This window comes from Pedobacter frigoris, assembly GCF_032678645.1.
GTDB classification, from domain to species: Bacteria; Bacteroidota; Bacteroidia; order Sphingobacteriales; family Sphingobacteriaceae; genus Pedobacter; species Pedobacter frigoris_A.
Map to the genome: position 1 here is coordinate 64,126 of NZ_JAVTSP010000010.1, position 25,041 is coordinate 89,166.

Sequence of the window (25,041 nt, forward strand, 5' to 3'; positions counted from 1 at the left end):
AGAATATCTAAGATAACAGATTTTGACGTAATAAAAACTCTAATTGTTTATTAGCCAGCAATAATTGTTCTGTAAGTTCCCTGTTTTCTTTTCTGAGTGCATAGATTTCATATGCTTTTTCAATGTTGATCCTTAGATCTTCATCCATCCAGGGTTTTTGAATATATTTATAAACCTGTCCTTTGTTAATGGCATCTATAACTGCATTGATATCTGCGTAACCGGTCAAAAGAATTCTTATCGGATCAGGAAAATCAGGTATGATAGATTCCAGAAATTCAATACCTGTCATCACCGGCATTCTCTGATCAGTAATAATCACCTGAATATCCTCTGATTCAAGAATCTTTCTTCCTTCAGCGGCAGACTCGGCAACAAAAATATTAAAAAGCCTTCTGAATCCAGCCTTAAAAGAGTTCAGGTTATGAACCTCATCATCTACATACAAAACGTTAATCATTACATCTGAACTCATGCTTTTTAGATTTTTTTGTTAAATATATTGCTTTTCTAAGTTCCAAAGAACTATTTGGACTGAAAAAATTATTTAATGAAACAATTATCCAAGTCATTATTTTTTAAATATCACTCATATTCAGCCACTAATAAACTTTAGAAATTTTACAGCAAAATAAAAGTTAAAGATACATTTTCATTATAGCCCCGAAAACCATAATTTTATTAGAAATTTAGAATAGGGCTAAATCCATTATACCTCAAAGGTAAAACGTTATACTTTTTCAAAAACAATGTATTTAAATAAAGATATAAATAAGTTTATAAAAGAGTTTACTTTAAAAAATCAGTTGCATAGGAATAGCTACACACCTGTTTTTTATAGAATAAGCAACGTTGAAGAAGAAGTTAAATTTATTTCTCTGCTTGAGGATAAACCATATATACAAGTTTTCGATACCCTCCAAAATCAATTAACTGATTTAGTAAAAGGATTAAGTCCTTCAACCATTTTTAACGAAAACTTAATTAAGGAAGCGATAGTAAATCACTTAGATGGCACCGACATTACAAAGTATGGAGTGTGGGCTTACTACCCATGGCTTGAGAAAGTAGTGCATATATTGGATGAGGAGGAATATATATTGGTGCGAACCAATAGAAATAAACATAAAATCACACAGGAAGAGCAGGATCTTCTATCCAAAAAAAAGATTGGAGTCATTGGACTTTCAGTCGGCCAATCAGTATCATTAACACTTGCCATAGAACGGGGTTGTGGCGAATTAAGAATTGCAGATTTTGATGTACTGGATCTTACTAATCTGAACCGTATCCGCTCTGGTATTCAAAATATAGACCTTAAAAAAACGGTGATTGTAGCGAGGGAAATCGCTGAAATAGATCCTTATCTCAAAGTAACCTGCTTTCACGAAGGCATCACAGAAGAAAATATTGATGCATTCTTAACGGATGGTGGTAAACTAGACCTCCTGATTGACGAATGTGATAGTTTCGATATAAAAATTAGCTGCAGAGAAAAAGCTAAATCGCTTGGTATCCCTGTATTAATGGAAGGCAGTGATAGATGTACCATTGACATTGAACGTTTTGATCTGGAGCCGAACAGGCCGGTACTACATGGTTTTGTGAAAGATATGGACATGCAGGTTTTTAAATCTTTAAAAACCATGGATGAAAAAATCCCATATATCGCACCGGTAACTGGAGTGGAAACTTTATCTCCAAGAATGAAAGCTTCTGCTATCGAGATCATGAGTTCCATATCTACATGGCCACAATTGGCAAGTGCCGTAACTTATGGGGGCGGAATATCTGCAGATATTTCAAGAAAAATTCTGTTAGGCCACCTAAAGGTATCCGGCAGATTTTGGATTGATATGGATGAACTGATTTTTGACGCTGAAGACGAAAATTGCAGCGAAGAAATCGAGGTGCAGAAAACACCAGATTTAGCATCTTACATTAAAACCCACAACTTGTCCGACGAGTCAACCGGAGAAGAATTAGCTGAGGATTTACTCAAAAAAATAATAACAGCTGCAAATAAAGCCCCCTCTGGTGGAAATAACCAACCATGGCTATGGTATTATGGCAATAAAACCCTTCACCTGTTTTTAAATAAACCGGTTTCAGGAGCTTATTTAGACCCGGATTACATTTCCTCATATGTCTCACTCGGTGCTGCAATTGAAAACCTCTTACTTGCTGCCTCTGTAAATGGCCTGAAACCTGAATGGAAACTAACACCTGAGCTATTACCGGATCATGTTGCTTTATTTAAATTCAGTAAAGGCAAAATAGCAACTTCATTGGAAAATGAGCTAGCAGCGCAGATTGAGAGCAGGCATACCAACCGCAGATCAGGCCTCAAACACGATTTGGATGTCAATGACTTAAGCCAGCTTGAATCAGTCGCATCTGAAGAGACGGGTATTGCATTATCCTGGATTACCGATGATCATGCTTTAAAAACACTGGGAGAAATTGCAGGTGACGCAGATCTTCTGAGAATGTTTATCCCTGATGCGCACTCAGATTTCATTGAAAAGGAAATGAGATGGACCATCGAAGAAACCAACAACACCGCCGATGGGATTGGTATTCATTCGCTGGATTTAACCAATAATGATCAGATTGGACTTAGGTTAATGAAGGACAAAAAAGCCATATCCTTTCTCAAAAGCATTAACGGTGGATCAGCATTCAAAAAGCTGGCGCTTAAGCAGTTTTTAAATTCATCTGCAATCGGCCTGTTAACAATACCGCAAGTTTCTGCTTTAAGTTATCTAAAAGGCGGTATGGCCGTAGAAAAACTTTGGCTGAAGGCTGCCGACTTAGGATATCAGATACACCCAATGAATGTACCTCTTATATTCTTTTATAAAAACAACTTCGAGCAGGGTTCTGACCTATCAGATGAAATAAAAGCAAAAATTTCTCAAATGCACGGAACTTTCAGAGAAATATTCAAAATATCTGATGATATTGCCGAAGTATTTTTATTCCGGTTATTTAAAGCAGAATCATCTCCAGTAAAAACGATTAGAAGACCCTTAAACAAGACATTATCTTTTGGAACAGCAGAAACCACATATTGACAAACTTTACTTCAAAGCTTTTAGGGCGATAGATGATCCTGAATCATGTATGAAATTCATTGAGGGGCACAGACACGTACTGGAAATTTTCGGTATAACCCAGATTTCTTCAGCTAAGGTAGACTGGATGCACAATCCGAATGTACATGTTATCCTGGTAACTATAGAGGAAAACGGGAAGGCGATGGCAGGGTCAAGAATCCATCAGGCAGATGGGGTCACCCCTCTTCCAATAGAGGACGCTGTAGGGTTTATGGATACGCGCATACACGACATGGTAAATGACCGGATGGCAGCAGGAACCGGTGAAATGTGTGGTGTATGGAACTCATGGGAAATCGCCGGACTGGGGATTGGAAGTTATTTCTTAAGTCAGGTTGGCCTTGCTGTATCGAGTGCGATAGGGCTCACAACTTTGTTTGGCCTTACTGCACCGGCCACGTACAGGAATGCGGTAAGAGGAGGCTTTCGGGTAATCACCGAAATCGGTATTAACGGCAGATTTTACTACCCTAAGGAGGATTTAACCGCAACGGCTGTGCTTACGGACGAACTGGAAACGCTACCTACAGCAGTAGAAGAAGTACGAAATCATGTACACTCTTTCAGAAAAAACCCCAGACAGTCTTTTCAGATCCCGAACAAAACTAATGATGGTTTTATAGATATTTTTATTGACATCACACTGGAATGAATAAAAATTTAGTGAGATTATATTTGCTGATACTGGCATTTATAATGCCTTTTATTGCCAATGCCCAGGTAAAAAAATCTGGTGATTCATTGATCAATATTTTACATAACTCAGATATCTATGTTCCAGGTAATGATTTAGTTTCCGTAAATCAGGTAATTGATAAGACCAATGAATTTAAAAAACTAGGTTCTGGCTTAATTAACCTTGGAAATTACAAACATGGAGTATGGATAAGAGCTATTCTGCCTCAGGGTACCGATACTAAAAAATACACGGAATTATTAATAGATCAGAGCAGAATAAGGGAAGCTGAAGTGTTTTTTGTAGCTAATAAAAAAATAATTAGTCAGACAAAGTATACGAATTATGGCATCATTACCTCTTCATACCAAATAGGCAATCTCAATACTTTCAAAATACCAGAAACATACGACAACTCAAATGCTGCTATCTATATCAAACTAAGTACTGACGAAGTAGTAATGACTCCTATTTTTATAGGTAGCACCCAAAAAATATCAAATATTTTCTCCATACGGGATGTTTTTTTCGGCATTTATACCGGCATTATGCTGATCATGTTTGCCTATAACCTATTCTTATACTTCAGTATAAAAGACACCAGTTATCTGAATTATATATTTTGCATCCTATTCACCTGGATTACCCAAACTACCTTACAGGGTTATTTTACCAAATATTTCCCTGTTGAACTACCAGTGTTTAATGAGATATCGGTGGTATTGTTTTCTAACCTTGGGCTTATAGCCTCAATTATGTTTACGAAGTCTTTTTTGAATACGAAAAAGAACTCCCCAAAGAACAACACGCTTTTTAATATCATTTTACTTTTCACAACTGTAAACACTATTCTTCTTTTCTTCGGATCAAGGAATTTGTCATTCATAGGCATGCAAATTTCTATAGTTGCCAGTTCCATCATTGCTTTTATAGCTGCTTTTAATACTTATTTTAAAGTGCATTTTAAGCCAGCCGGCTATTATCTGGTATCCTGGACATTCCTGTTTATTGGCATGATGATCTTTATTTTAAAAGATTACGAGGTCATTGGTTATTCTTTATTTACCACTTATGCGGCACAATTTGCCTCAGTTCTGGAAGTATTATTACTGTCATTCGCTTTGGCTGACCGGATCAATTTCTTTAAAGCTGAGAATGAGCAATACCAGAAACAGGCCCTCAAAATCTCCATGGAAAATGAGGAACTCATAAGAGAGCAAAACATCGTCCTCGAAAAGCGGGTTAATGAAAGAACACTCGAATTACAGGATGCAAATTCCACTTTAAGTGTAACGCTTAATAATTTAAAATCTGCACAATCTCAATTGGTAGATCAGGAAAAAATGGCCGGACTTGGTCAGCTGACAGCGGGTATAGCACACGAGATCAATAATCCGATCAACTTTGTAACCTCTAACATTAAGCCATTGGAGCTGGACATCAACGATCTGAACGAGGTTATTCATATGTATGAAAAATTAGATCTGAACGATGACATCCAAAAACAGATCAGCAGTATTGAATCATTCAAAAAACGTATTGATATTGATTTTGTAAGAGACGAGATCAAATCTTTGCTTGCCGGAATTGGTGAGGGAGCAAAAAGGACTGCTGAGATCATCAGAAGCTTGAAAAACTTCAGCAGATTGGATGAAAATGATACTAAGCCAGTCAACATTGCTGAAGGCCTGGACTCTACATTGGTGCTGATCAGGAGTACCTTCCCTTCTAATCTTAAAATTGTAAAAGATTACCAGTCCGTACCTGAAGTAGAGTGCATGCCGGGCAAAATAAATCAGGTATTCATGAACCTGATTACAAATGCAATCCAGGCAATAAAATCGAAGTCAAATCCTGATGAAGAGGAATATCTTTATATAAAAACCTGGCAAGAGGGCACAAATGTAAAAATCAGTATAAGAGATTCAGGTACAGGAATGCCTGATGAAGTTAAACAAAAGATATTTGAGCCGTTCTTTACCACTAAAGATGTGGGCGAAGGAACAGGGTTAGGTTTATCTATTGTATTTAGAATAATAGAGAACCATCATGGTAGTATAGATGTTGTAACAAAATTAAATCAAGGTACAGAATTTATTATTACCTTGCCTGTAAACTAAATTAACATTCTGCTATGAATTCGTCTACTATTCGAGTTTTGTACATTGATGATGAAGAAAACAATCTAAATGCATTTAAAGCCGGCTTTAGAAGGCAGTATGAGATTTATACCGCTATTTCTGCTGCAGAGGGTCTAAAAATACTTGAGAATGTAATCGTACACGTAATTATAGCGGATCAGAAAATGCCTCAGACTACAGGGGTTGAATTTTTTAAGAGCATTGTGAATACTTTTCCTGATCCTGTAAGGATTTTATTAACGGGTTACACCGATATAGAGGCCTTGGCAGATGCAATTAATCATGGGGATATATACAGATATATTACAAAACCATGGAACGATCTGGAGTTACACAACTCTATAAAAAATGCATATGATGCATACAAAGCAAAAATTGACCTAAGGGAAAAGATTGCTGAACTCGAAAAAACAAATGACGAATTAAACAGATTTATATATAGTATTTCTCATGAATTACGCGCTCCTCTTGTTTCTGCAATGGGGATAGTGAATGTTGTTAAAATGGAAAATCTTTTTCACTCAAGTGGTGAATACTGGGGCATGATAGAAACCTGCTCAAATAAGTTAGATTACTACATCCAAAAAACACTCCAATATTATAAAAACAACAAACTCGTTCATGAAAAATCTCCTGTAGATTTTAAAACCATCATCAATGAATTGATTGAACTTTACTCATATGCGGATAAGGAGACTCATTTTACTATTGATATTGTTCAGGATATTCCCTTTTATGGTGACGCATTTAGAATAGAGGTGATTTTAGGTAACCTTATCTCTAATGCTATCAAATACCAGAAAAAAGAAGAAAAGAATAAAAAAGTAGAAATCCATATTGAAGTTAAAAAAGATATCGCAGAGATTACCATTAGTGATAATGGAATGGGTATTTTAAATGAGCATCTGGAAAAAATATTTACGCAGTTTTTCAAGAGTAAAACCAATCACGGCAGTGGACTGGGGCTATTCATAGTCAAAGAGGCTTTGAATAAAATTAGCGGAAGGATCTCCGTGAGCTCAAATACAATCGACGGTACAACTTTTAAAATAATAATCCCCAATGTTAAATAAACCCAGAAAAGTAATGCTGATAGATGACAATGAAGTTGATCTCAAAATCAACTCAAAAATCATCACCATATCGAAATTATTTGATGATATTATTCTCTGCAGATCTGGAGAAGAAGGTCTGTCTTATCTCAATCAACATGCAGATAATGAAGCTGAATTACCAGACTTCATCCTTTTAGACATACAAATGCCAGAAATGGATGGGTTCGATTTTTTAGAGATTTATAAAAAATTCCCAAAATCAATCAAGGATAAATGTCTGATTGCCATATTGTCGTCAACACTTGATTTTGGAGATATTAAAAAGGCAGAAGCAAATCCTTACGTCATTAAATTGCTGAAAAAACCACTATTCCCGAAAGAGCTTGAAGAGGTTTTAAAGAAATATTTTCTAATGTAAGAGGTCTAGACTACAAGTTTAGGCTCTGCACGTTTAATGAAATCTTTAGCAAGGCGCGCTTACAGGGAATTTATCGGGTGTTTCACTAAATCAAATGGTATTGATATTTAAGTTTTCAGCGATTTAATTAAAAGGTCTTTTATTGCTTCAACACTTTTATTTTCAAAATAATCTCAATTAAGATTAGTCATTAAAATAATGATCGCAAAATACAAAAAGCCGTTCTTCTTATCGAAAAACGGCTTTTTTGTTTGTGGGCCATGATGGGCTCGAACCATCGACCAAAAGATTATGAGTCTTCTACTCTAACCAACTGAGCTAATGGCCCCTGAAAATCTTATTAGATTTTGCGAGTGCAATGTTACATATTTGTAATGAATTATGGAAACAGTTTTAGCACAAAAAATAAAAAATATTATTTTCGATTATGGCAATGTTATATTCGAAATTGACTTCAGCAGGGCGCAAAATGCTCTTATACAATTAGGTATCCCTAATATCAGAGAGTTTTTTGCACATAAAAGCCACAACGACATTTTTAACAATTTTGAGACCGCGGCAATCACTCCGGCTCAGTTTAGAGATGGAATACGAAATGCGGCAGAAAATAATGCGCTTACAGACCAGCAAATCGATGATGCATGGAATAGTTTATTGATAGGTGTCCCCTCTTCTAAAATCCACGACACCCTTATAAAAACAGGAAAAAAGTACCGCACTTTTCTGCTGAGCAACAATAATGAAATTCATTATAACTGGATTGTAGATTATCTGAAAAGAGAGTTTAATGTGTCTGACAATAATCACCTCTTTGAAAAGGCTTATTATTCACAGCAAATGTTTCTTCGCAAGCCACACGTGGAAATTTTCGAGCAGGTCATCAAAGAAAACAACCTGGATCCGGAAGAAACACTATTTATAGACGACAGTCCACAGCATTTAGTTGGAGCCAAACAAGCTGGCCTGCATACGCTCTTGATGGATAGACATCCAAAGGAACTGGAGCAGTTCTTAATTGACCACAAAATTCTATAATGATATGCCCGACAAAAGATTTAAATCATTGAAAGAATTCTATCCTTTCTATTTAACAGAACATCAGAATCTGACCAGCAGGATACTGCATTTTATCGGTACCGGATTGGTTGTATTGGCATTGTTTGCTGCAGTATTATTCCATGAATGGCGTTTTCTGTTAATCGCGCCATTAATAGGATATGCATTTGCCTGGATAGGGCATTTCTTTTTTGAGAAAAATAAGCCTGCCACATTCAAATATCCTGCCTATAGCCTGGCAAGTGACTTCATTTTATTCTGGGATTTGCTGACAGGTAGCCAGCCATTCAAAACCAATAAAAACCACAATGGTTAATCACTAAACAAGAGAGGCGACCCTTTCAGATCGCCTCTCTTGTTAGCAGCTAAAGTCTATAACTTTCTGCGTTTCTTTTCTTTCATAATCAATCCCAGCTCTCTGCTCGTTTGTCCTGCAATAGAAGTATTCTCCTGTGCTCTTCTGAAAAGATAGGGCATCACTGCCTTAACAGGCCCATAAGGAACATACTTGGCTACATTATAGCCTGCATCAGAAAGGTTAAAGCTAAGGTTGTCACTCATCCCCAACAACTGTGCAAAATATACATGAGGATGATTATGGTCAATATTATATTCATCCAGCAGTTGTGCAAGTAATCTGCTGCTTTGCTCATTGTGCGTACCACACACAATAGCAATATCATTGATGTTAGCCATGGAATATCTCAGCGATTCATCATAATCCTTATCTGAAGCTTCTTTGGTTGGTTGTATAGGTGATGGATATCCCATTTCTTCTGCACGTTTACGTTCCTTCTCCATATATGCACCACGAACCATTTTAACTCCCAATATAAAGCCTTCCGCTTTGGCAGTTAGGTGATCTGTTATGAGGTCTGCAAGCTTATCATGACGATACATTTGATAAGTATTGTAAACTATGATGCTTTTTTGATTAAATAAACGCATCATATCGAAGGCCAACAGATCAATTGTATCCTGGATCCAGGTTTCTTCGGCATCAACCATTACCGGTACATTCTTATCAAAAGCTGCCCTGCATATTTTTTCACAACGCTGTTTTACCTTTTCAAACTCCGCAGTTTCAGCGGCATTCAGTTCCTGTTTCGCATCCAGTTTTTCCAGCAAACCAAATCTCCCAATTCCTGTCACTTTAAATACGGTAATTGGAATGCGTTTATCTCCTGCAGCCCGCTCTATAGTCCTGATAATTTCTTCACATGTGAAATCAAAAACTTCTTCTTCTTCCTCTCCTTCTACTGAATAATCTAAAATAGTTCCTACCTGACCAGAGTTTAATTGCGCTATCGTGCTCTCGCACTCTGCAATAGTTTCTCCTCCACAAAAATGTTTAAAAATGGTAGCCTTAATAATTCCCTTAATTGGCATTCCAATATTCATAAAGAAATTCGTGATCGGCGGACCTACTTTAGTAAGGAAATTGCTGCTGATGATTTTAAAAAGCCAGTATGCAGCATTCAATTCACCATTAGACTTGTTGCGAAAAGCAACTTCTGTATTGTCAAAGTTCAGTGTTTTTTTGGGGGATAGTTCCATTTAAAATTTCTGTTAATCAAAATCGTCCGCAAAAATATAAATTCCATTGCTATCAGTGGTATAACACTTTATAAATAAATGCATTTTATATTCAATAAATTGTAAAAGCATTTTTCTTAAGTTTGCCATACAATGATACAATTCAAATTAGAAGGCGAATTTATTCCCCTCATTCAGTTGTTAAAGGCAACTGCACTGGTACAAAGCGGAGGAGAAGCACAAACTGTTGTTGAAGATGGTTTGGTGAAATACAATGGAAAAGTAGATTACCGCAAGCGTTTAAAAGTACGTGTAGGAGATGTAATTGATTTTATGGGTCAGAAAATAAATGTAATTTAATGAACAAACTTGATAGCGCCGGACATACCATACATTTCGAAACTCAATTAAGCCCTCTTACTGAAGTACTGGAGTCTGGCAAATACAGTAAAATATTTGTCTTCGCAGATGGAAATACTTCGCAATTCTGCTTACCTGTATTCCAGGAAATGCTTGACGACTTTACTGGTTTCGATCTGATTGAAACCGATCCGGGTGAGGAAAATAAAAACATAGATTTCTGCATTGGCATCTGGAAAACATTACTTGACTTTGGGGCTGACAGAAAATGTCTGATGATCAATCTTGGTGGTGGTGTAGTTACAGATCTTGGTGGGTTTGTAGCTTCTACTTATAAAAGAGGGATCGACTTTATCAATATCCCTACTACCCTGCTATCTCAGGTAGATGCTTCCGTTGGGGGCAAAACAGGAATAGATATCGACAATGTAAAAAATATGGTTGGAACTTTCACCCTTCCGCAATCAGTATTTATCGAAACCAAATTCTTAAAAACATTGCCTGAGAGAGAAATGCTGTCAGGATTTGCAGAAATGATCAAACACGGCCTTATTGCCGATAAAGGTTATTACGAAGAGTTAAAAAAAGGAAATTACAAAGAGATCGAAGCAGAAGCTATTTACACCTCTGTTAATATAAAAAATGAAGTAGTAACTGAAGACCCGCATGAAAAGGGATTAAGAAAAATCCTGAATTTTGGTCACACAATCGGACATGCGGTAGAAACTTATTCATTAATTAATGACAAAAGCCCGCTTACTCATGGAGAGGCCATCGCCATAGGAATGGTTTGTGAAGGATTTTTGTCTGTGAGTAATAATACGCTGACCGGTGATGAACTGGAAGATATCAGCAATTATATTCTTGAAACTTACCCATCGTATCAAATTAAAAAGGAAAGCTTTGGTCAATTGTTAGAATTTATGCAAAGCGATAAAAAGAATGAAAACGGAGAGATTATGTTTTCCCTTTTGAATAGCATTGGGTCCTGTGCATTTAACTGTAGGGTAGCTGAAGCCGATATTTTAGCAAGTTTAAACTATTACAATGCCCTTGCAAAATCACCTTCATAAGCTTAAATTCTGTAGGAGATTTCAAGCTCGTTACAAACAATAAATAATTTTTTTAAATTAACTATTGACAAATTAAATTTTGTTGCTACATTTGGAAAAATAAAAAAAGAAATTTTGAACAACATCACTACATATTGGTTTGGTTACTTTTACTACTTTAGTAAGAGCCGGGACTAATATGCAATATAATCAAACAAGATAAATGTATACGAAAAGTCCCGGTCAAAAACCGGGACTTTTTTCGTTTAGAGCAAAAACGCAGAACAGCAAATGAAAAAAGAAACAAGAGTAGCAATCCAGGGTATCAAAGCATCTTTTCACGAGGAGGCGGCCTTCAAATTTTTCGGAAGAGACATTCAAACCATTGAATGCAACTCTTTTAAACAAACATGCGAAAGCCTGGAAAAAGGAGATGCTGATTTTGTGATCATGGCTATTGAGAATTCTATTGCTGGTAGCCTTTTGCCAAACTATACATTGATCAGAGAATACAACTTCGCGGTTGTGGGAGAAGTTTACCTTGCAATACAGCTCAACCTGATGGCTTTACCAGGAGTAAAATTTGAAGATATCAAATTTGCTACCTCCCACCCTATTGCTTTGCGCCAGTGTGTCGACTTCTTTTATGATTATCCAAATATCCAGGTAATTGAAGGAAGCGATACTGCTGCATGTGCCAAAAAGATCAGAGATGAACAACTTACCGACACTGTAGCCATCGCTAATTCTCTTGCTGCGGAGCTATACGGACTGAACATCATCGAAAGAAGGATAGAATCCAACAAAAAGAATTATACACGTTTCCTAATTCTTAAAAGTGATAAGACAGAGGAATTAACTGAAATCAACAAGGCCTCCATCTGTTTTCAGGTTGGAAACCATGTAGGTGCATTATCTAAGGTGCTGAATATTTTTGCTGAGCAAAAGGTAAATCTTACCAAAATACAGAGTATGCCCGTTTTGGGAAAAAGAAATGAATATTATTTCTACGTAGACATGGAATGGAAGGACATGGAGAAATATGACAAAGCAATCCGTCAGGCACTTAAGTACACCGTAAACTTCAACATTATGGGTGAATACCAAAAGAATGACAAAGTATAACACTGGAAAACAAATAAGAATTTAAAATATAACACAATATCAAACCCCAAAAACAATGAAATTACAATTAAACATTCAGCCTTTAAACACCTGGCTTAACATCAACAACGAACCCCTAATCATTTCTGGACCTTGCAGCGCAGAAACTGAAGAACAATTACTAACCACGGCACATTTATTGGCTGCAACAGGAAAAGTATCTGTATTAAGAGCTGGAATCTGGAAGCCACGTACCCGTCCGGGAGAATTCGAAGGTATCGGAAGTATTGGCTTGGAATGGTTGAAAAGAGCTAAGGCAGAAACAGGATTACCAACTGCAGTTGAGGTTGCTAATGCCAAACACGTTGAAGAAGCTTTAGCCGCAGGGGTAGATATCTTGTGGATTGGTGCACGTTCTACTGTAAACCCTTTTACAGTTCAGGAAATTGCTGATGCGTTGCAAGGTGTAGACATCCCTGTTTTAGTTAAAAATCCGGTTAATCCTGATCTTCAGCTTTGGGCTGGTGCTCTTGAACGTATCAACCGTGCGGGTATTACTAAATTAGGTGCAATCCACCGTGGTTTCTCTTCTTTCGAAAAGAGTTCTTTCCGTAATGAACCTATGTGGGAGCTTGCCATCCAGTTGAAAACACTATGTCCTGAATTGCCAATCATTAACGACCCAAGTCACATTTGCGGTAATAGGGAACTTATTCCTTACATCTCTCAAAAAGCATTAGACTTAGACATGCAGGGATTAATGATTGAGTCACACGTAGACCCTTCTGTTGCATGGACAGATGCAAAACAACAAGTAACGCCTGCAGCTTTAGCTGAACTTGCAGACCGTCTTACTGTACGTGAGCCTGAATCTAAAAACGAAGCATTTACTGATCAGTTAGCTGAATTACGTAAGCAGATTGACAAAATCGACGATTTGCTATTGCAAAAATTAGGTGAGCGTATGGCTATCGTTGGAAAAATCGGTGAATTTAAACGTGACAATCAGGTAACGATCTTACAGGTAAATCGTTGGGATGCCATCATCAAAAAGGGTATTTCATTTGCCAAAGCATTAAAATTAGACCTTAATTTCACTGAAAAATTCCTTGAGCTTGTTCACGGTGAGTCTATCCGCAAACAAACTGAAATCATGAATGCTGGCAAAGCAGAAAAAGGAATCGCAGCAGAAGCACATACTGAAGTTAAATCTTAACAATGAGTAAACATGCGGTTGTTTCTTTTAATGGAAACAAACATATCAATACAGAGATTACACTCACAGGTTCCAAAAGTGAATGTAATAGGGCATTGATCATTAGTTCCTTAAGTAAAGGCCTGGTGGATATTGACAACATGTCTAATGCTGCTGATACGGTAACCTTAAATCGCATACTAAATAATATTTCGCAGAATGATCCACATCAGCAAACTGTTGATGTGGGACCTGCGGGCACTGCTATGCGTTTTTTAACAGCTTATCTTTCAACTCTTCCCGGAAATTTTATATTAACGGGAACAGAAAGAATGAAACAGCGTCCCATTGGTATTCTTGCTGAAGCATTGAAAAGTATAGGCGCATCACTTTCTTATCTGGAACAGGATGGCTATCCACCAATAGCTATAATAGGGCCGTTGCAACAGCAGATGGATTCCGTAAAGATTAAAGGTGACATTAGCAGTCAATACATTTCAGCACTGTTAATGATTGCTCCAACATTAACACAAGGTCTTACTTTGGAAATAGAAGGTGAACTTACCTCGCTTCCATATGTAAAGATGACACTTGATATGTTAGAGGAAACTGGAATTAAGCACAGTTGGAACGGAAATAGCATCACCATTAAACCGCAGCAATTCAAAGCATCAACCCTGGCCGTTGAGCCGGATTGGAGCGCTGCCTCCTATTGGTATAGTATTGCTGCATTAAGTGATAAAGCTACTATAGAATTGCCTTACCTAAAAGATAAAAGCTTACAGGGAGATAGCAGAATCAGGAAAATCATGGAGGCTTTTGGTGTCAACACAAATAAAACATCAAAAGGAATAGTGCTTACCTCTGCTGAAAAAAGTTTTGATGATCAGGTGTTAGATCTAAAAGACTGCCCTGACCTTGCCCAGACCATCATTGTATGCGCAGCCGCAATTGGCAAAAACCTTTCATTCACTGGTCTGGAAACACTAAAAATCAAAGAAACGGATCGCGTTAAGGCTTTACAGAATGAACTTTCAAAAATCGGTGTGGCTTTAAAGGAAGACAATTTAATCTATACTTTGAATTGCGATGGACTTCATTTCCCTGAAAAGGTTACTTTTGAAACCTATGAAGATCACCGGATGGCCATGGCTTTCGCTCCGCTTAGTCTTATGATTAAAGAGGTTGAACTGGAAGACATGAATGTGGTTGAAAAATCATATCCTGATTTCTGGAAAGATCTGGAAAAGGCAGGATTTACAGTCAAAGAGATTTAATTTTAACAGAACAGCAAAATGGCAGGCAATACATTTGGTCAATTATTTCGAATCACAACTTTTGGCGAGTCCCATGGAATAGCCATCGGAGTGATATTAGACGGTTGTCCGGCACAATTACCGATAGATCTGGATTTTATACAATCGGAATTAGACAAAAGGAAACCGGGGCAATCCAAAATTACAACACAACGTAAGGAAAGTGATACTGTACAGATCCTTTCAGGAGTTTTTGAAGGTAAAAGTACAGGAACACCCATCGCAATGCTGATTCCAAATGAAGATCAGCGCAGTAAAGATTACAATCACAATACAGATGTTTATCGTCCTTCACATGCTGATTATACTTATGATGCGAAATACGGCATCAGAGATCATCGTGGCGGCGGACGTTCTTCAGCGCGTGAGACAGCTGCCCGTGTTGCGGCCGGAGCAATAGCCAAATTACTGCTAAAGCATCATGGTATTGAAATCTTTGCACACGTATCTTCAGTAGGACAAATTCAGGCACCAAATTTAATCCACGACAACATAGATGAGCTACTGGCCATCAGGGAAGAAAACATAGTGCGTTGTGCGGATCCCGCCACAGCTCATCAAATGATTGAATTTATCGATGGTATACGCAAGGATGGTGATACAGTAGGCGGCAAAGTCAGCTGCATCATTAAGAATTGTCCCGTTGGACTTGGAGAGCCTGTGTTTGACAAACTACATGCAGACCTGGGCAAAGCGATGTTAAGTATCAATGCTGTTCACGGTTTTGAGTATGGTTCCGGATTTTCTGGAAGTGAAATGCGAGGATCAGAACACAATGATATTTTTCTGGCAAACGAGGGTACGCCTAAAACACTGACCAATTTCTCCGGAGGTATACAAGGTGGGATCTCTAACGGAATGGAAATTAATTTTTCAGTTGCATTTAAACCTGTAGCAACAATTATGCACAATCAGCAGACAATTAATGCTGCCGGTGAAGCTGCTGAAATTAAAGGAAAAGGAAGGCATGACCCTTGTGTTGTGCCTCGTGCAGTAGTTATTGTTGAAGCGATGGCTGCCTTAGTAATTGCAGATCATTTGCTCAGAAACAAAACAAGCAGGTTGTAACCTGCTTGTTTTGTTTCTATTTAGAATATAGCGGGGTATTTACCCGGATAGCTTTCATTCATCATCTGATATACAGTTTCTACCACATCATCAACAGATGGCTTACTGAAGTAATCTCCGTCAGAGCCATATGGGGGACGATGGGCTTTAGCGGTTAATGTCTTTGGCTGACCATCCAGATGATAATACCCGTTTTGCTCTTCCAATATCTGCTGCAGGATAAACGCAGCGCCGCCACCAGGAACGTCCTCGTCTACCACAAGTAATTTGTTTGTTTTACTTAATGACTGTGCACACAAGTGATCTGTATCAAAAGGAAGCAAAGTTTGCGGATCAATAATCTCAACGGAAATACCAAACTGAGCAAGTTCCTCCGCTGCTTCTTCTACTATTCTTAAAGTCGAACCATAGGAAACAACTGTAATATCAGTACCTTGTCTAACGATCTCCGCTTTCCCTAAAGGCACAGTATAGGCCCCGACGTTCTCCGGAAGTTTCTCTTTCAACCTATACCCGTTCAAACACTCGATTACGAGCGCTGGCTCGTCAGACCTGAACAACGTGTTGTACATGCCCGCGGCCTGCGTCATATTACGTGGCACGCAAATATGCAGCCCCCTTAACGACCCTAAGATCATCCCTATTGGAGATCCTGAATGCCATACGCCCTCTAATCTATGCCCTCTGGTCCTAATGATTACCGGTGCTTTTTGCCCCGCTTTAGTCCTATACGACAAACTGGCAAGGTCATCACTTAATATATTCAAAGCATACAAGAGGTAATCGAGATATTGAATTTCAGCAATAGGCCTCAATCCTCTCAGGGCAAGTCCTATCCCCTGACCAACAATGGTCATCTCTCTAATTCCCGTATCTGTTATTCTTAAGTCACCATATTTGGCCTGTAAACCAGCAAAACCCTGATTTACATCTCCAATAGCGCCCAGGTCTTCACCAAAAGCTACCAGGCGTTCGTCACGTGCAAAATTAGCATCAAAACATGCATTTAATAATTCACGACCATCAACCATTCGGCTTTCCTCGTCGTATTCTGCACTAACCGGAGTAACTAAAAACGGACTCTCTTTTCCGTCTGTAAACAATTTAGAATTGTACCTGTCTATATTTAATTCATTTTGAGACACGTACCAGTTCAGCAGCTCAGTTCTCTCCGAAGAAGGATTTTGTACAGTCAGACGCAGAACCTTACGTGCGGCAGAAATCACTTCCTTACGGAGTGCATCCGGTGTTCCGGCCAATTGTCCTGCAATCTTTAAAAGCGACTGATTGCCTTTTGCAATCGAATTGATCATCGCAATTACCTGATCTTTCTCAATTTTTATAGTCGCCAAAAATTCATTCCATGCTTCCCTTTGAGTTTCCCTTACCAATTTCTTCGCTGTTGCCTCAAGTTCAGCAATCTCTTCTTCTGTAGCAATGGCCGATTCAATCATCCATTTACGCATTTGAAGAATACAGTCATATTCGCGTTCCCATTCCAAACGGGCTTTATCTTTATACCGTTCGTGTGAACCCGAAGTAGAGTGCCCTTGTGGCTGAGTTACCTCAGTCACGTGAATCAGTACGGGTACATGTTCAGTCCTGCAGACATCAATTGCACGTTGATAAATTTCGCATAAGGCCGGATAATCCCAGCCTCTTACTTTATAAATTTCATACCCAGCTGCATTTTCATCACGTTGAAACCCCTTAAGGATTTCAGAAATATCTTCTTTTGTAGTCTGATATTTTGCAGGAACTGATATTCCATAAGCATCATCCCAGATTGACATCGCCATAGGGATCTGAAGTACCCCTGCAGCATTGATCGCCTCAAAAAACACCCCTTCAGAAGTTGAAGCATTGCCGATGGTACCAAAAGCAACTTCATTTCCGTCAACAGAAAAATTCTTCAAATAACTGAGTTCAGGATTTTGTCTGTATAATTTCGAAGCATAAGCCAGCCCCACTAAACGGGCCATCTGTCCGCCTGTCGGTGCAATATCGGATGAACAGTTCTTAATTTCTGTCAGATTTTTCCAGCTTCCATCTTCATTAATAGAACGGGTAGCAAAATGACAGTTCATTTGTCGGCCTGCTGATGCAGGATCTGCTTCAACACTTGGATTTGCATATAGCTGTGCGAAAAACTCTTTCAGTGTACAAATACCGGTAGCAAATGCAAATGTCTGATCACGATAATAACCTGATCTCCAGTCACCGTTTTTAAAGGCCTTAGCCATTGCAATTTGTGGAACCTCTTTACCATCGCCAAAAATACCGAATTTGGCCTTGCCTGTTAATACTTCCTTTCGACCCAATAAACTTGCCTGCCGGCTTTCAAAGGCAATTTTATAGTCCTTGATAACAATCGTTTTGAAGTCGTCAAAACTTAACTCTGAAGCATCAATAGGGTTAGTAGTCAGTTTCACATTTGGCATCATAAGCAAATCAGTTATGCAGCAAAGATACACAAAATATAAAGTATGACTTAACTGTGTAATGGAATTTATATGTTGGAATACTTTTTGTTTTACCAACGAAAACATTAAATTTGTTTTAAAACCCAATTAAAAAGATGAAAAAGCTATTAGTATTATTTACACTGTTTATAGGATTAAGTGTTGCTGCCAATGCTCAATCTAAGCCTGCAGAATTTAAATTTGACAAGGAAACTTATGACTTTGGAAAAATTCCTTTGAACAAACCTGCATCTGTAGAATTTAAGTTCACTAACATTGGAGACCAGCCCCTGATTCTTAGTAAAGTTGAAACTACTTGTGGATGTACTGTACCTGAGTATACACAAACACCGGTAAAAAAAGGCGAGACAGGAACGATTAAAGTGACATATAATCCAACTGGAGCAGCTTTGCCGTTCAGTAAAAGTATCACGATCACTTCAAATGCAAAAACTACTACTAAAGTACTTTATATAAAAGGGGAAACTGTAGCTGGCAACAGTACTAAATAATTTTCACAAGATATTTGCAATTAAAACCTCGTTAATCAACGAGGTTTTTTATTTTTGTGCCATGCCAAAGATTTCAGAAAAAGGGATACAAATGCCCGCTTCGCCAATTAGAAAATTAACTCCATTTGCTGATCAGGCAAAAAAAGCGGGTAAAAAAGTATATCATCTAAATATAGGGCAACCAGACATCGCTACCCCTGAGGGCATGCTCAATGCCATTAAAAATATCGATTTCGATGTATGGGCCTATACTCCTTCTGAAGGAACTTTAAGTTACAGGACTAAGCTTGCTGAATATTATAACAAATTAGGGTATAATATCACTCCTGAAGACATTCTGGTAACTGTAGGAGGTTCAGAAGCCATCACTATTGCCATGCAGACTTGCGTAAACGAAGGTGACGAAATCATCATTCCCGAGCCATTTTATGCAAACTACAATGGATTTGCATGTATGAGCAATGTAGTTGTAAAGCCAATCCTCTCTTATATCGAAAATGGATTTGCTTTGCCGCCGATCGCTGAGTTTGAAAAACTAATCACCGATAAAACAAAGGCCATCATCATATGTAATCCAAATAACCCCACGGGCTATTTATATTCAAAAGAAGAACTGGATGCATTAAAAGCACTATGCCTGAAATATGACTTATTCTTATTTTCAGACGAAGCTTACCGTGAATTCTGTTATGATGGTAGGGAATTCATTTCTCCAATGCATCTTGAAGGACTAGACCAGAATGTCGTGGTCATGGATACCGTTTCTAAACGCTATAGTGCTTGCGGTGCCAGATTGGGATGTCTGATTACAAAAAACAAAGAAGTCATCAAATCGGGGCTAAAATTTGCCCAGGCAAGGTTAAGTCCGGGAATGGTAGAACAAATTGCAGGAACAGCTGCAATAGATACTCCTGATAGCTATTTTGAAGCGGTAAATAAAGAATATACTTTAAGAAGAGACACCTTAGTAAAAAGATTAAATGCAATTGAGGGCGTTTTTTGCCCGAATCCAGGTGGTGCATTCTACGTAGTGGCGAAACTGCCAATTGACGATTCAGACAAATTCTGTCAATGGATACTGGAAAGCTTCGAACATGAAGGAGCGACTGTGATGATGGCACCTGCTACCGGTTTTTATTCGACTTCAGGGTCTGGAAAAGATGAAGTTAGGATGGCTTATGTTCTTAACACAGAAGATCTTAACAAAGCTATGGATTGTCTGGATGCAGCTTTAAAGCAGTATCCTGGTAAAACTATGGCATAATTTTAGTACTTTTGTATGCATCAGGCTTTAGGTTTGATGCATACAATGGGGCCGTTTTGGATTTGACAGGGTGGCGCTGAGTATGTTAGCATGCAGTGCGTTGTACGGAGAGCACTTAAAAGAGAACGTTCACACTATAATTGGCGAAAATAACTACGCCTTAGCTGCCTAATTTAGAATTAGCTTAGCTTTTGTCCCTCTAACTGCTGCGATGTTAGGTTAGAATATGGGGCATCGAAATAACAACGCTGGCAATTGTAAGGTGTGGTACAATTGTGAGATAAAGCACCTAAGGTGAAAGGCTAGGTCGGTTTCCAGCCCGCCAGATCCCTACAATTAATTGGAAAATAAGCATGTAGAAGGCATAATTTATCACACAACTGGACAAGGGTTCGAACCCCTTCGGCTCCACGAAAAGGGATTGGTTGAACACCAATCCCTTTATTTTTTAAAAACACTCACTACCAAAATAGCTACTTTGCTCCGAAATATGGGTACAGACCTGTACCTGATGCTAATGGGTTTGATTTTGTTGCGGTGCAACGTTTTTGGATTAGTCGTGTCCTATCCATAAACTAATCAAATTATTTATATGAAAATATTTTGTAAGATATGTGTACTAATTCTCCTGGTATCTCTCGGCATAATTTATCGTAGTACTGCACAGACAATTTCTGGCAAGGTAAAAGAAACTGGGGGACCTGGAATTGAAAATGTAACTGTGGCACTCTTAAATGTTGCCGATTCTAGTGTTGTAAAATATGGAGTAAGCAATAGAGAAGGATACTTCGAACTTAGCAATTTAAGCAATGGTGTGTTTACGGCGAAGGTTTCTCTCCTAGGTTATCACACTCGGTTGCTAAACAATATTAAATTCGACGGTTCTTCAGTCACATTAACTGATATCGTCCTCGAAAGAAAAGAAAAAGAGCTTCGAGAAGTGACCGTTGAGGCTAAAAAACCTCTTCTTGAACGAAAGGTTGACCGATTAATATTTAACCTGAACAACACTATAATGGCAAATGGCACTTCTCTCTTTGAGGCCTTACGAGTTGCACCTCTTTTAACAGTCTCCGAAAATAGCATATCTATGGTGGGCAAAGGCAGTATGGCGGTTATGGTAAATGAAAAAATCATCAATTTAAGTGGAACTGACCTTGTAAACTACCTGAAAACACTGAGGTCTGAAAATATAGAAAAAATCGAAATCATAACCACCCCACCGGCAAAGTATGAGGCGCAGGGGAATGGTGGTTTGATTAACATTGTTTTAAAGAAAAACGAATCTTTGGGCTGGAGCGGATCATTGAGTTCAACATACTTGCAAAGTTCCTATGCATCGTACAACAATAATCTAGCACTTTTTTTTCGGTCCAAAAAAATTAACAGCTCCTTTACATTTGGTCAATCAAATTATCGCTATATCATTAAAGAATCGGTCAATATAACTGGGCGTCCTAATGAAATTCTAAGCGATGAACAACGCTTAGGAAAGTCACCTGGTTTGCAAACAGGTTTAAGTATAGATTATGAGTTAAACAAGCACAATAACATCGGGCTTATTTATAATATTTCGGATAATAAATCGAATACAACTTTTAGTAATAACTATAGCTTTGTCACCGGCAATACGATTGACTCGGTTTTAAAAACTACAGGAAAATTTTCAAGACCATTATTTACACAAACATTAAATCTATACCATGATTTAAAACTTGATTCGACTGGAAAGAAATTAAGTAGTTCTGTTAATTTTTTTATGAACAAACCTGAAATGAGAAATGATTTTGTTTCTGAATCTGAAAACACCTATACCAGTGTTCAGAATAATAACTCTTCAAAGTACAATATCTGGTCTTTTCAGTCAGATTTAACAATGCCTTATAAATGGGCCAAAATAGAATCAGGTATTAAGCTTGCAAATTTTAACAACAATGCTGACGTTGAATACTATAATTATATCGGCGAAAATTTCTTGTTGGATAGAACACGTAGCAACGAATTCAACTATACCGAAAGCAACCTGGCCGCTTATTACAGTATGGAGTCTAATCTATCAAAAAAGTGGACAGCCAAAGCAGGATTGCGCTATGAGTATACCCTGATGGATGGTTATTCGCCTACTTTAGACCAGCGTAACAAACGTAATTATGGCGCCTTATTCCCTACAGCCTATATTGTCTACAAGGCTGATGAAAGCAATGTTTTTTCTCTAAATTATTCCAAGAGGATAAATCGGCCAAGCCTGAATTCCTTAAACCCATTTGCCTATTATACAAATATTTATACTTATTCAACTGGGAATCCATTGCTCTTACCTTCATACAGTAATAATGTAGAACTTAACTACTTATATAAAGGCATGTTTTCTTTTACGGTATTTACACAACATATTAGTGACATAATTTCAAACCTTATCACGGTTAATGGCCCGGCAGTGGTTAACAGTAGAGGAAACTTTTTGACTCAGGATAACCTTGGGGCCTATGTATCCTTTAACCGGTCATTATCCAAATGGTGGGACAATAGCATCTCCGCCTCTTTTTCCTATGCCTCCCCAAAATCTAAAGTAGCGGCTATCAGTACTCCGAAAGGAACTTCTGCCTCATTTAGTGTCAATAATAGTTTTAAGGCAACTAACTTGTTAAGTTTTTATCTGAATTACAGTCAAAACCTTCCATCAACAGATAGAAATATTTACACATACAGCCAACGTAGTTTCAGAACCGGAGCCAGGATAAAGTTGCTTAATAACAATTTGATCATCAGCCCGGCTTATTTTCTTGGCAACGTAAGTAAATACGATGTCCATTATAGTGATTTTGTGCAGACAGATAAAACGGACTATGATTATAAAACCTTTACTCTTGGTCTTACCTACTTATTCGGAAGATCCAAAGTTTCAGGCAATAAAAAGGATATATCTTTCGATGAAAAAAGAAGGGGTCAAAATTAAGCAAGCTTGATATTCTCGCCAAGCTGATCCCAGATTTTTTGATATTTGGGAAAGACGACAATTTTTTTTGATTTCATTATGGATATAATTATATCCAAATATAACAATAATGATAATAATAATATCCATTTTAATTTCAATTCATCAATATTCCGCCATATAAACCACATACCTCCCCAGATACCTACTACTTGCCACCTCAGTCTTATCCTCCGAAATCACAGAAACATACACCTCAATAGGCTTACCTGCAATGTAGAAGGGCAGCTCCAAAACATCCTGTCCTGCACTACGCTTTGCTCCCGCTATCGAATAACAAGCAGGATAATCTTTCACCTCCTTTGGAAAATAAGCCATCAGCAACACCTGGTCATCACATCTCGGAAAATCCCCATCTTCAGCATTTACCTGCCAATCAAACCGCAAAGAGAAACCTTCTTCTGGATTGCCAACCACACTTACCGAAACATCAGTCAACCCTTCCAGCTCCCCTATACTTAGCACCACATTTTCGTAGTCGATCTCCATCTCCGGATAATCACCCTTCAAAGCCTGTTTCTTATTTACACCAACCGCCAAATGATATGGAATCCTATTGGTCTTCGTTGCTTCTGTACCAAACCCAACCTGTATAAAAGGCATGATTGGCCTCAGAAAATCAATGACCACTTTCATCTGCTGCCGATTAGCCAGCTGCTTTACGGTGGGCGGCTTTAAATTCCGCCCAACCATACGTGTCACCTGCTTTCCCTTATACATATAATAAATCTTATTCCCCACCTTACCGCTGATCCCACCCCATATTCCATTTTTTAAAATTCCCATAACATTCTAGTTTTATTTTACCCAATCCGCAAAGCAGTGAATTGTCCTCTTATGCCTGATCCTTCGCCATACACCATCACCGTCCCTGCTTCCTTTTACGTTGGTATTCCCTTCGATGAGCGTACACCAGTCATTTCGGACAGCCTCCACAATTCCGCAATGCGCTACCCGTTTTAGCGAGCTAAAGTAAATACCAGCAACGCATCCTCTCAGGTTTTCGTCATTCCTTTTTTTGTCATTCAGAGCATGCGAAGAATCTATTACCAACCTCTCTTTCGGAAACAGTGCCGGACTCCATGCCGTTCGTGGCTGTAAATATCCCGCCTGCCCAAAACACCAACTTACCCAGGCCGCGCAGTACGGCGCCGGCGATTTAATATTGCAGTAAGCAATATATTCAGCAATTCTGGCACCATCGTTTTTACCAGTTCTTTCCACCACGCCAATTTCTTTTCTGGCGATTTCGATAATGCGAGCTGCGTCATTGCGAGGGGCGCTTCGCCCCGTGGCAATCTCTCTACTTCCTGTCCCATACCTTACAACACCGCTACAATAACCCCTACTGCCGCAAAAACAAACAATGCAAACAGCCCAAAACAAACCCTTACCTGCTCCCATAACTCCAATTCATTAAAACGTAAAACCATACTACCAATCAATGGCAACTCCAACACCACCAATACGCGACCGAGCAACCACCAGCAAACCGCAATCACCATTACAAACGCCACCAGTGCCAAAACCAGCATTAACCCAATACTCTTTGCAATCTCAAAAGAATTCCCCTGCGGCAAATCAAACAACAGCGGCGCTGTATACCAAACCAGCAACACAATCACCAGTTGCAAAACCCTTTCTATACTTTTCCTCGTCGGCACCCAAGCCGACCTTAAACTCAATGTTTTCATTTCTTCTAAAATTTATAA

General features: G+C 38.4%; 22 protein-coding genes, 1 tRNA gene and 1 other RNA gene. 17 read left to right on the plus strand and 7 right to left on the minus strand.

What is annotated here, in order from left to right; genetic code table 11:
- Positions 1-7: 7 nt before the first annotated feature.
- Positions 8-475, minus strand: coding sequence for a response regulator (locus R2Q78_RS21355; RefSeq protein WP_316794632.1), 468 nt, complete (start codon positions 473-475; stop codon positions 8-10).
- 274 nt (positions 476-749) lie between these two features.
- Here R2Q78_RS21355 and R2Q78_RS21360 point away from each other — a divergent pair, with 274 nt between their 5' ends.
- Genes R2Q78_RS21360 through R2Q78_RS21380 form a run of 5 tightly spaced genes read left to right on the plus strand, consistent with a single transcriptional unit; the run spans position 750 to position 7,409 of the window.
- Positions 750-3,077 (plus strand): Rv1355c family protein, encoded by a 2,328-nt coding sequence (locus R2Q78_RS21360; RefSeq protein WP_316794633.1) that lies wholly within the window; start codon positions 750-752, stop codon positions 3,075-3,077.
- Positions 3,052-3,771: a hypothetical protein gene (locus R2Q78_RS21365; RefSeq protein ID WP_316794635.1), complete on the plus strand. Its 720-nt coding sequence runs from the start codon at positions 3,052-3,054 to the stop codon at positions 3,769-3,771. Before R2Q78_RS21360 ends, R2Q78_RS21365 begins: the two co-directional genes overlap by 26 nt.
- Positions 3,768-5,915: a 7TM diverse intracellular signaling domain-containing protein gene (locus R2Q78_RS21370; RefSeq protein ID WP_316794636.1), complete on the plus strand. Its 2,148-nt coding sequence runs from the start codon at positions 3,768-3,770 to the stop codon at positions 5,913-5,915. The genes R2Q78_RS21365 and R2Q78_RS21370 overlap by 4 nt, the downstream gene beginning before the upstream one ends.
- Positions 5,916-5,953: 38 nt before the next feature.
- Complete coding sequence (locus R2Q78_RS21375) at positions 5,954-7,009, plus strand: hybrid sensor histidine kinase/response regulator (protein WP_316794637.1); 1,056 nt, start codon at positions 5,954-5,956, stop codon at positions 7,007-7,009.
- Positions 6,999-7,409, plus strand: a complete 411-nt coding sequence (locus tag R2Q78_RS21380) for a response regulator (RefSeq protein WP_316794639.1) — start codon at positions 6,999-7,001, stop codon at positions 7,407-7,409. Before R2Q78_RS21375 ends, R2Q78_RS21380 begins: the two co-directional genes overlap by 11 nt.
- A 254-nt stretch (positions 7,410-7,663) precedes the next feature.
- Here the strand turns inward: R2Q78_RS21380 and R2Q78_RS21385 are convergent.
- Positions 7,664-7,737, minus strand: a tRNA-Ile gene (locus tag R2Q78_RS21385).
- Between the two features lie 53 nt (positions 7,738-7,790).
- Between R2Q78_RS21385 and R2Q78_RS21390 the strand changes: the two genes are divergently transcribed.
- Both R2Q78_RS21390 and R2Q78_RS21395 read left to right on the plus strand, forming a co-directional pair.
- Entirely contained in the window at positions 7,791-8,444 is a 654-nt protein-coding gene (locus R2Q78_RS21390) for an HAD family phosphatase (RefSeq protein WP_316794640.1), read from the plus strand.
- A gap of 4 nt (positions 8,445-8,448) precedes the next feature.
- Positions 8,449-8,781, plus strand: coding sequence for a DUF962 domain-containing protein (locus tag R2Q78_RS21395; protein ID WP_316794642.1), 333 nt, complete (start codon positions 8,449-8,451; stop codon positions 8,779-8,781).
- Positions 8,782-8,837: 56 nt separating this feature from the next.
- On the opposite strand, the gene R2Q78_RS21400 is transcribed toward R2Q78_RS21395, so the two are convergent.
- Entirely contained in the window at positions 8,838-10,022 is a 1,185-nt protein-coding gene (locus R2Q78_RS21400) for a proline dehydrogenase family protein (protein ID WP_316794644.1), read from the minus strand.
- Positions 10,023-10,154: 132 nt separating this feature from the next.
- On the opposite strand from R2Q78_RS21400, the gene R2Q78_RS21405 reads away from it, so the two are divergent.
- The 6 genes from R2Q78_RS21405 to aroC all read left to right on the plus strand — a co-directional run bounded on the left by R2Q78_RS21405 (position 10,155) and on the right by aroC (position 16,096).
- The gene (locus R2Q78_RS21405; RefSeq protein WP_316794645.1) at positions 10,155-10,361 is read left to right on the plus strand and encodes an RNA-binding S4 domain-containing protein; all 207 of its coding nucleotides are present in this window, start codon (positions 10,155-10,157) and stop codon (positions 10,359-10,361) included.
- Positions 10,361-11,434: a 3-dehydroquinate synthase gene (gene aroB, locus R2Q78_RS21410; RefSeq protein WP_316794646.1), complete on the plus strand. Its 1,074-nt coding sequence runs from the start codon at positions 10,361-10,363 to the stop codon at positions 11,432-11,434. Before R2Q78_RS21405 ends, aroB begins: the two co-directional genes overlap by 1 nt.
- A gap of 270 nt (positions 11,435-11,704) precedes the next feature.
- Entirely contained in the window at positions 11,705-12,538 is an 834-nt protein-coding gene (locus tag R2Q78_RS21415; RefSeq protein WP_316794647.1) for a prephenate dehydratase, read from the plus strand.
- A gap of 55 nt (positions 12,539-12,593) precedes the next feature.
- The gene (locus tag R2Q78_RS21420) at positions 12,594-13,733 is read left to right on the plus strand and encodes a chorismate mutase (RefSeq protein WP_316794648.1); all 1,140 of its coding nucleotides are present in this window, start codon (positions 12,594-12,596) and stop codon (positions 13,731-13,733) included.
- A 2-nt stretch (positions 13,734-13,735) separates the two neighbouring features.
- Entirely contained in the window at positions 13,736-14,989 is a 1,254-nt protein-coding gene (gene aroA / locus R2Q78_RS21425) for a 3-phosphoshikimate 1-carboxyvinyltransferase (protein WP_316794649.1), read from the plus strand.
- An 18-nt stretch (positions 14,990-15,007) separates the two neighbouring features.
- Positions 15,008-16,096 carry a chorismate synthase gene (gene aroC / locus R2Q78_RS21430; RefSeq protein ID WP_316794650.1) on the plus strand — a complete coding sequence of 363 codons (1,089 nt, stop codon included), beginning with the start codon at positions 15,008-15,010 and terminating at the stop codon, positions 16,094-16,096.
- Positions 16,097-16,116: 20 nt separating this feature from the next.
- On the opposite strand, the gene R2Q78_RS21435 is transcribed toward aroC, so the two are convergent.
- Positions 16,117-18,540 (minus strand): thiamine pyrophosphate-dependent enzyme, encoded by a 2,424-nt coding sequence (locus R2Q78_RS21435; RefSeq protein ID WP_316794652.1) that lies wholly within the window; start codon positions 18,538-18,540, stop codon positions 16,117-16,119.
- Between the two features lie 134 nt (positions 18,541-18,674).
- On the opposite strand from R2Q78_RS21435, the gene R2Q78_RS21440 reads away from it, so the two are divergent.
- The 4 genes from R2Q78_RS21440 to R2Q78_RS21455 all read left to right on the plus strand — a co-directional run bounded on the left by R2Q78_RS21440 (position 18,675) and on the right by R2Q78_RS21455 (position 23,290).
- A complete protein-coding gene (locus tag R2Q78_RS21440) occupies positions 18,675-19,070 on the plus strand; it encodes a DUF1573 domain-containing protein (protein ID WP_316794654.1) in 396 nt (131 codons plus the stop codon).
- Positions 19,071-19,131: 61 nt separating this feature from the next.
- Positions 19,132-20,334: a pyridoxal phosphate-dependent aminotransferase gene (locus R2Q78_RS21445; protein WP_316794656.1), complete on the plus strand. Its 1,203-nt coding sequence runs from the start codon at positions 19,132-19,134 to the stop codon at positions 20,332-20,334.
- Between the two features lie 47 nt (positions 20,335-20,381).
- Positions 20,382-20,748, plus strand: a transfer-messenger RNA (tmRNA) gene (gene ssrA / locus R2Q78_RS21450).
- 178 nt (positions 20,749-20,926) lie between these two features.
- Complete coding sequence (locus R2Q78_RS21455; RefSeq protein WP_316794657.1) at positions 20,927-23,290, plus strand: outer membrane beta-barrel family protein; 2,364 nt, start codon at positions 20,927-20,929, stop codon at positions 23,288-23,290.
- Positions 23,291-23,434: 144 nt separating this feature from the next.
- Here R2Q78_RS21455 and R2Q78_RS21460 read toward each other — a convergent pair whose 3' ends face one another.
- Genes R2Q78_RS21460 through R2Q78_RS21470 form a run of 3 tightly spaced genes read right to left on the minus strand, consistent with a single transcriptional unit; the run spans position 23,435 to position 25,023 of the window.
- Positions 23,435-24,115, minus strand: coding sequence for a DUF6266 family protein (locus R2Q78_RS21460; RefSeq protein WP_316794659.1), 681 nt, complete (start codon positions 24,113-24,115; stop codon positions 23,435-23,437).
- Positions 24,116-24,127: 12 nt separating this feature from the next.
- Positions 24,128-24,733 (minus strand): peptidoglycan-binding protein, encoded by a 606-nt coding sequence (locus tag R2Q78_RS21465; RefSeq protein ID WP_316794660.1) that lies wholly within the window; start codon positions 24,731-24,733, stop codon positions 24,128-24,130.
- Positions 24,652-25,023 (minus strand): hypothetical protein, encoded by a 372-nt coding sequence (locus tag R2Q78_RS21470; RefSeq protein WP_316794661.1) that lies wholly within the window; start codon positions 25,021-25,023, stop codon positions 24,652-24,654. The genes R2Q78_RS21465 and R2Q78_RS21470 overlap by 82 nt, the downstream gene beginning before the upstream one ends.
- Positions 25,024-25,041 lie beyond the last annotated feature (18 nt).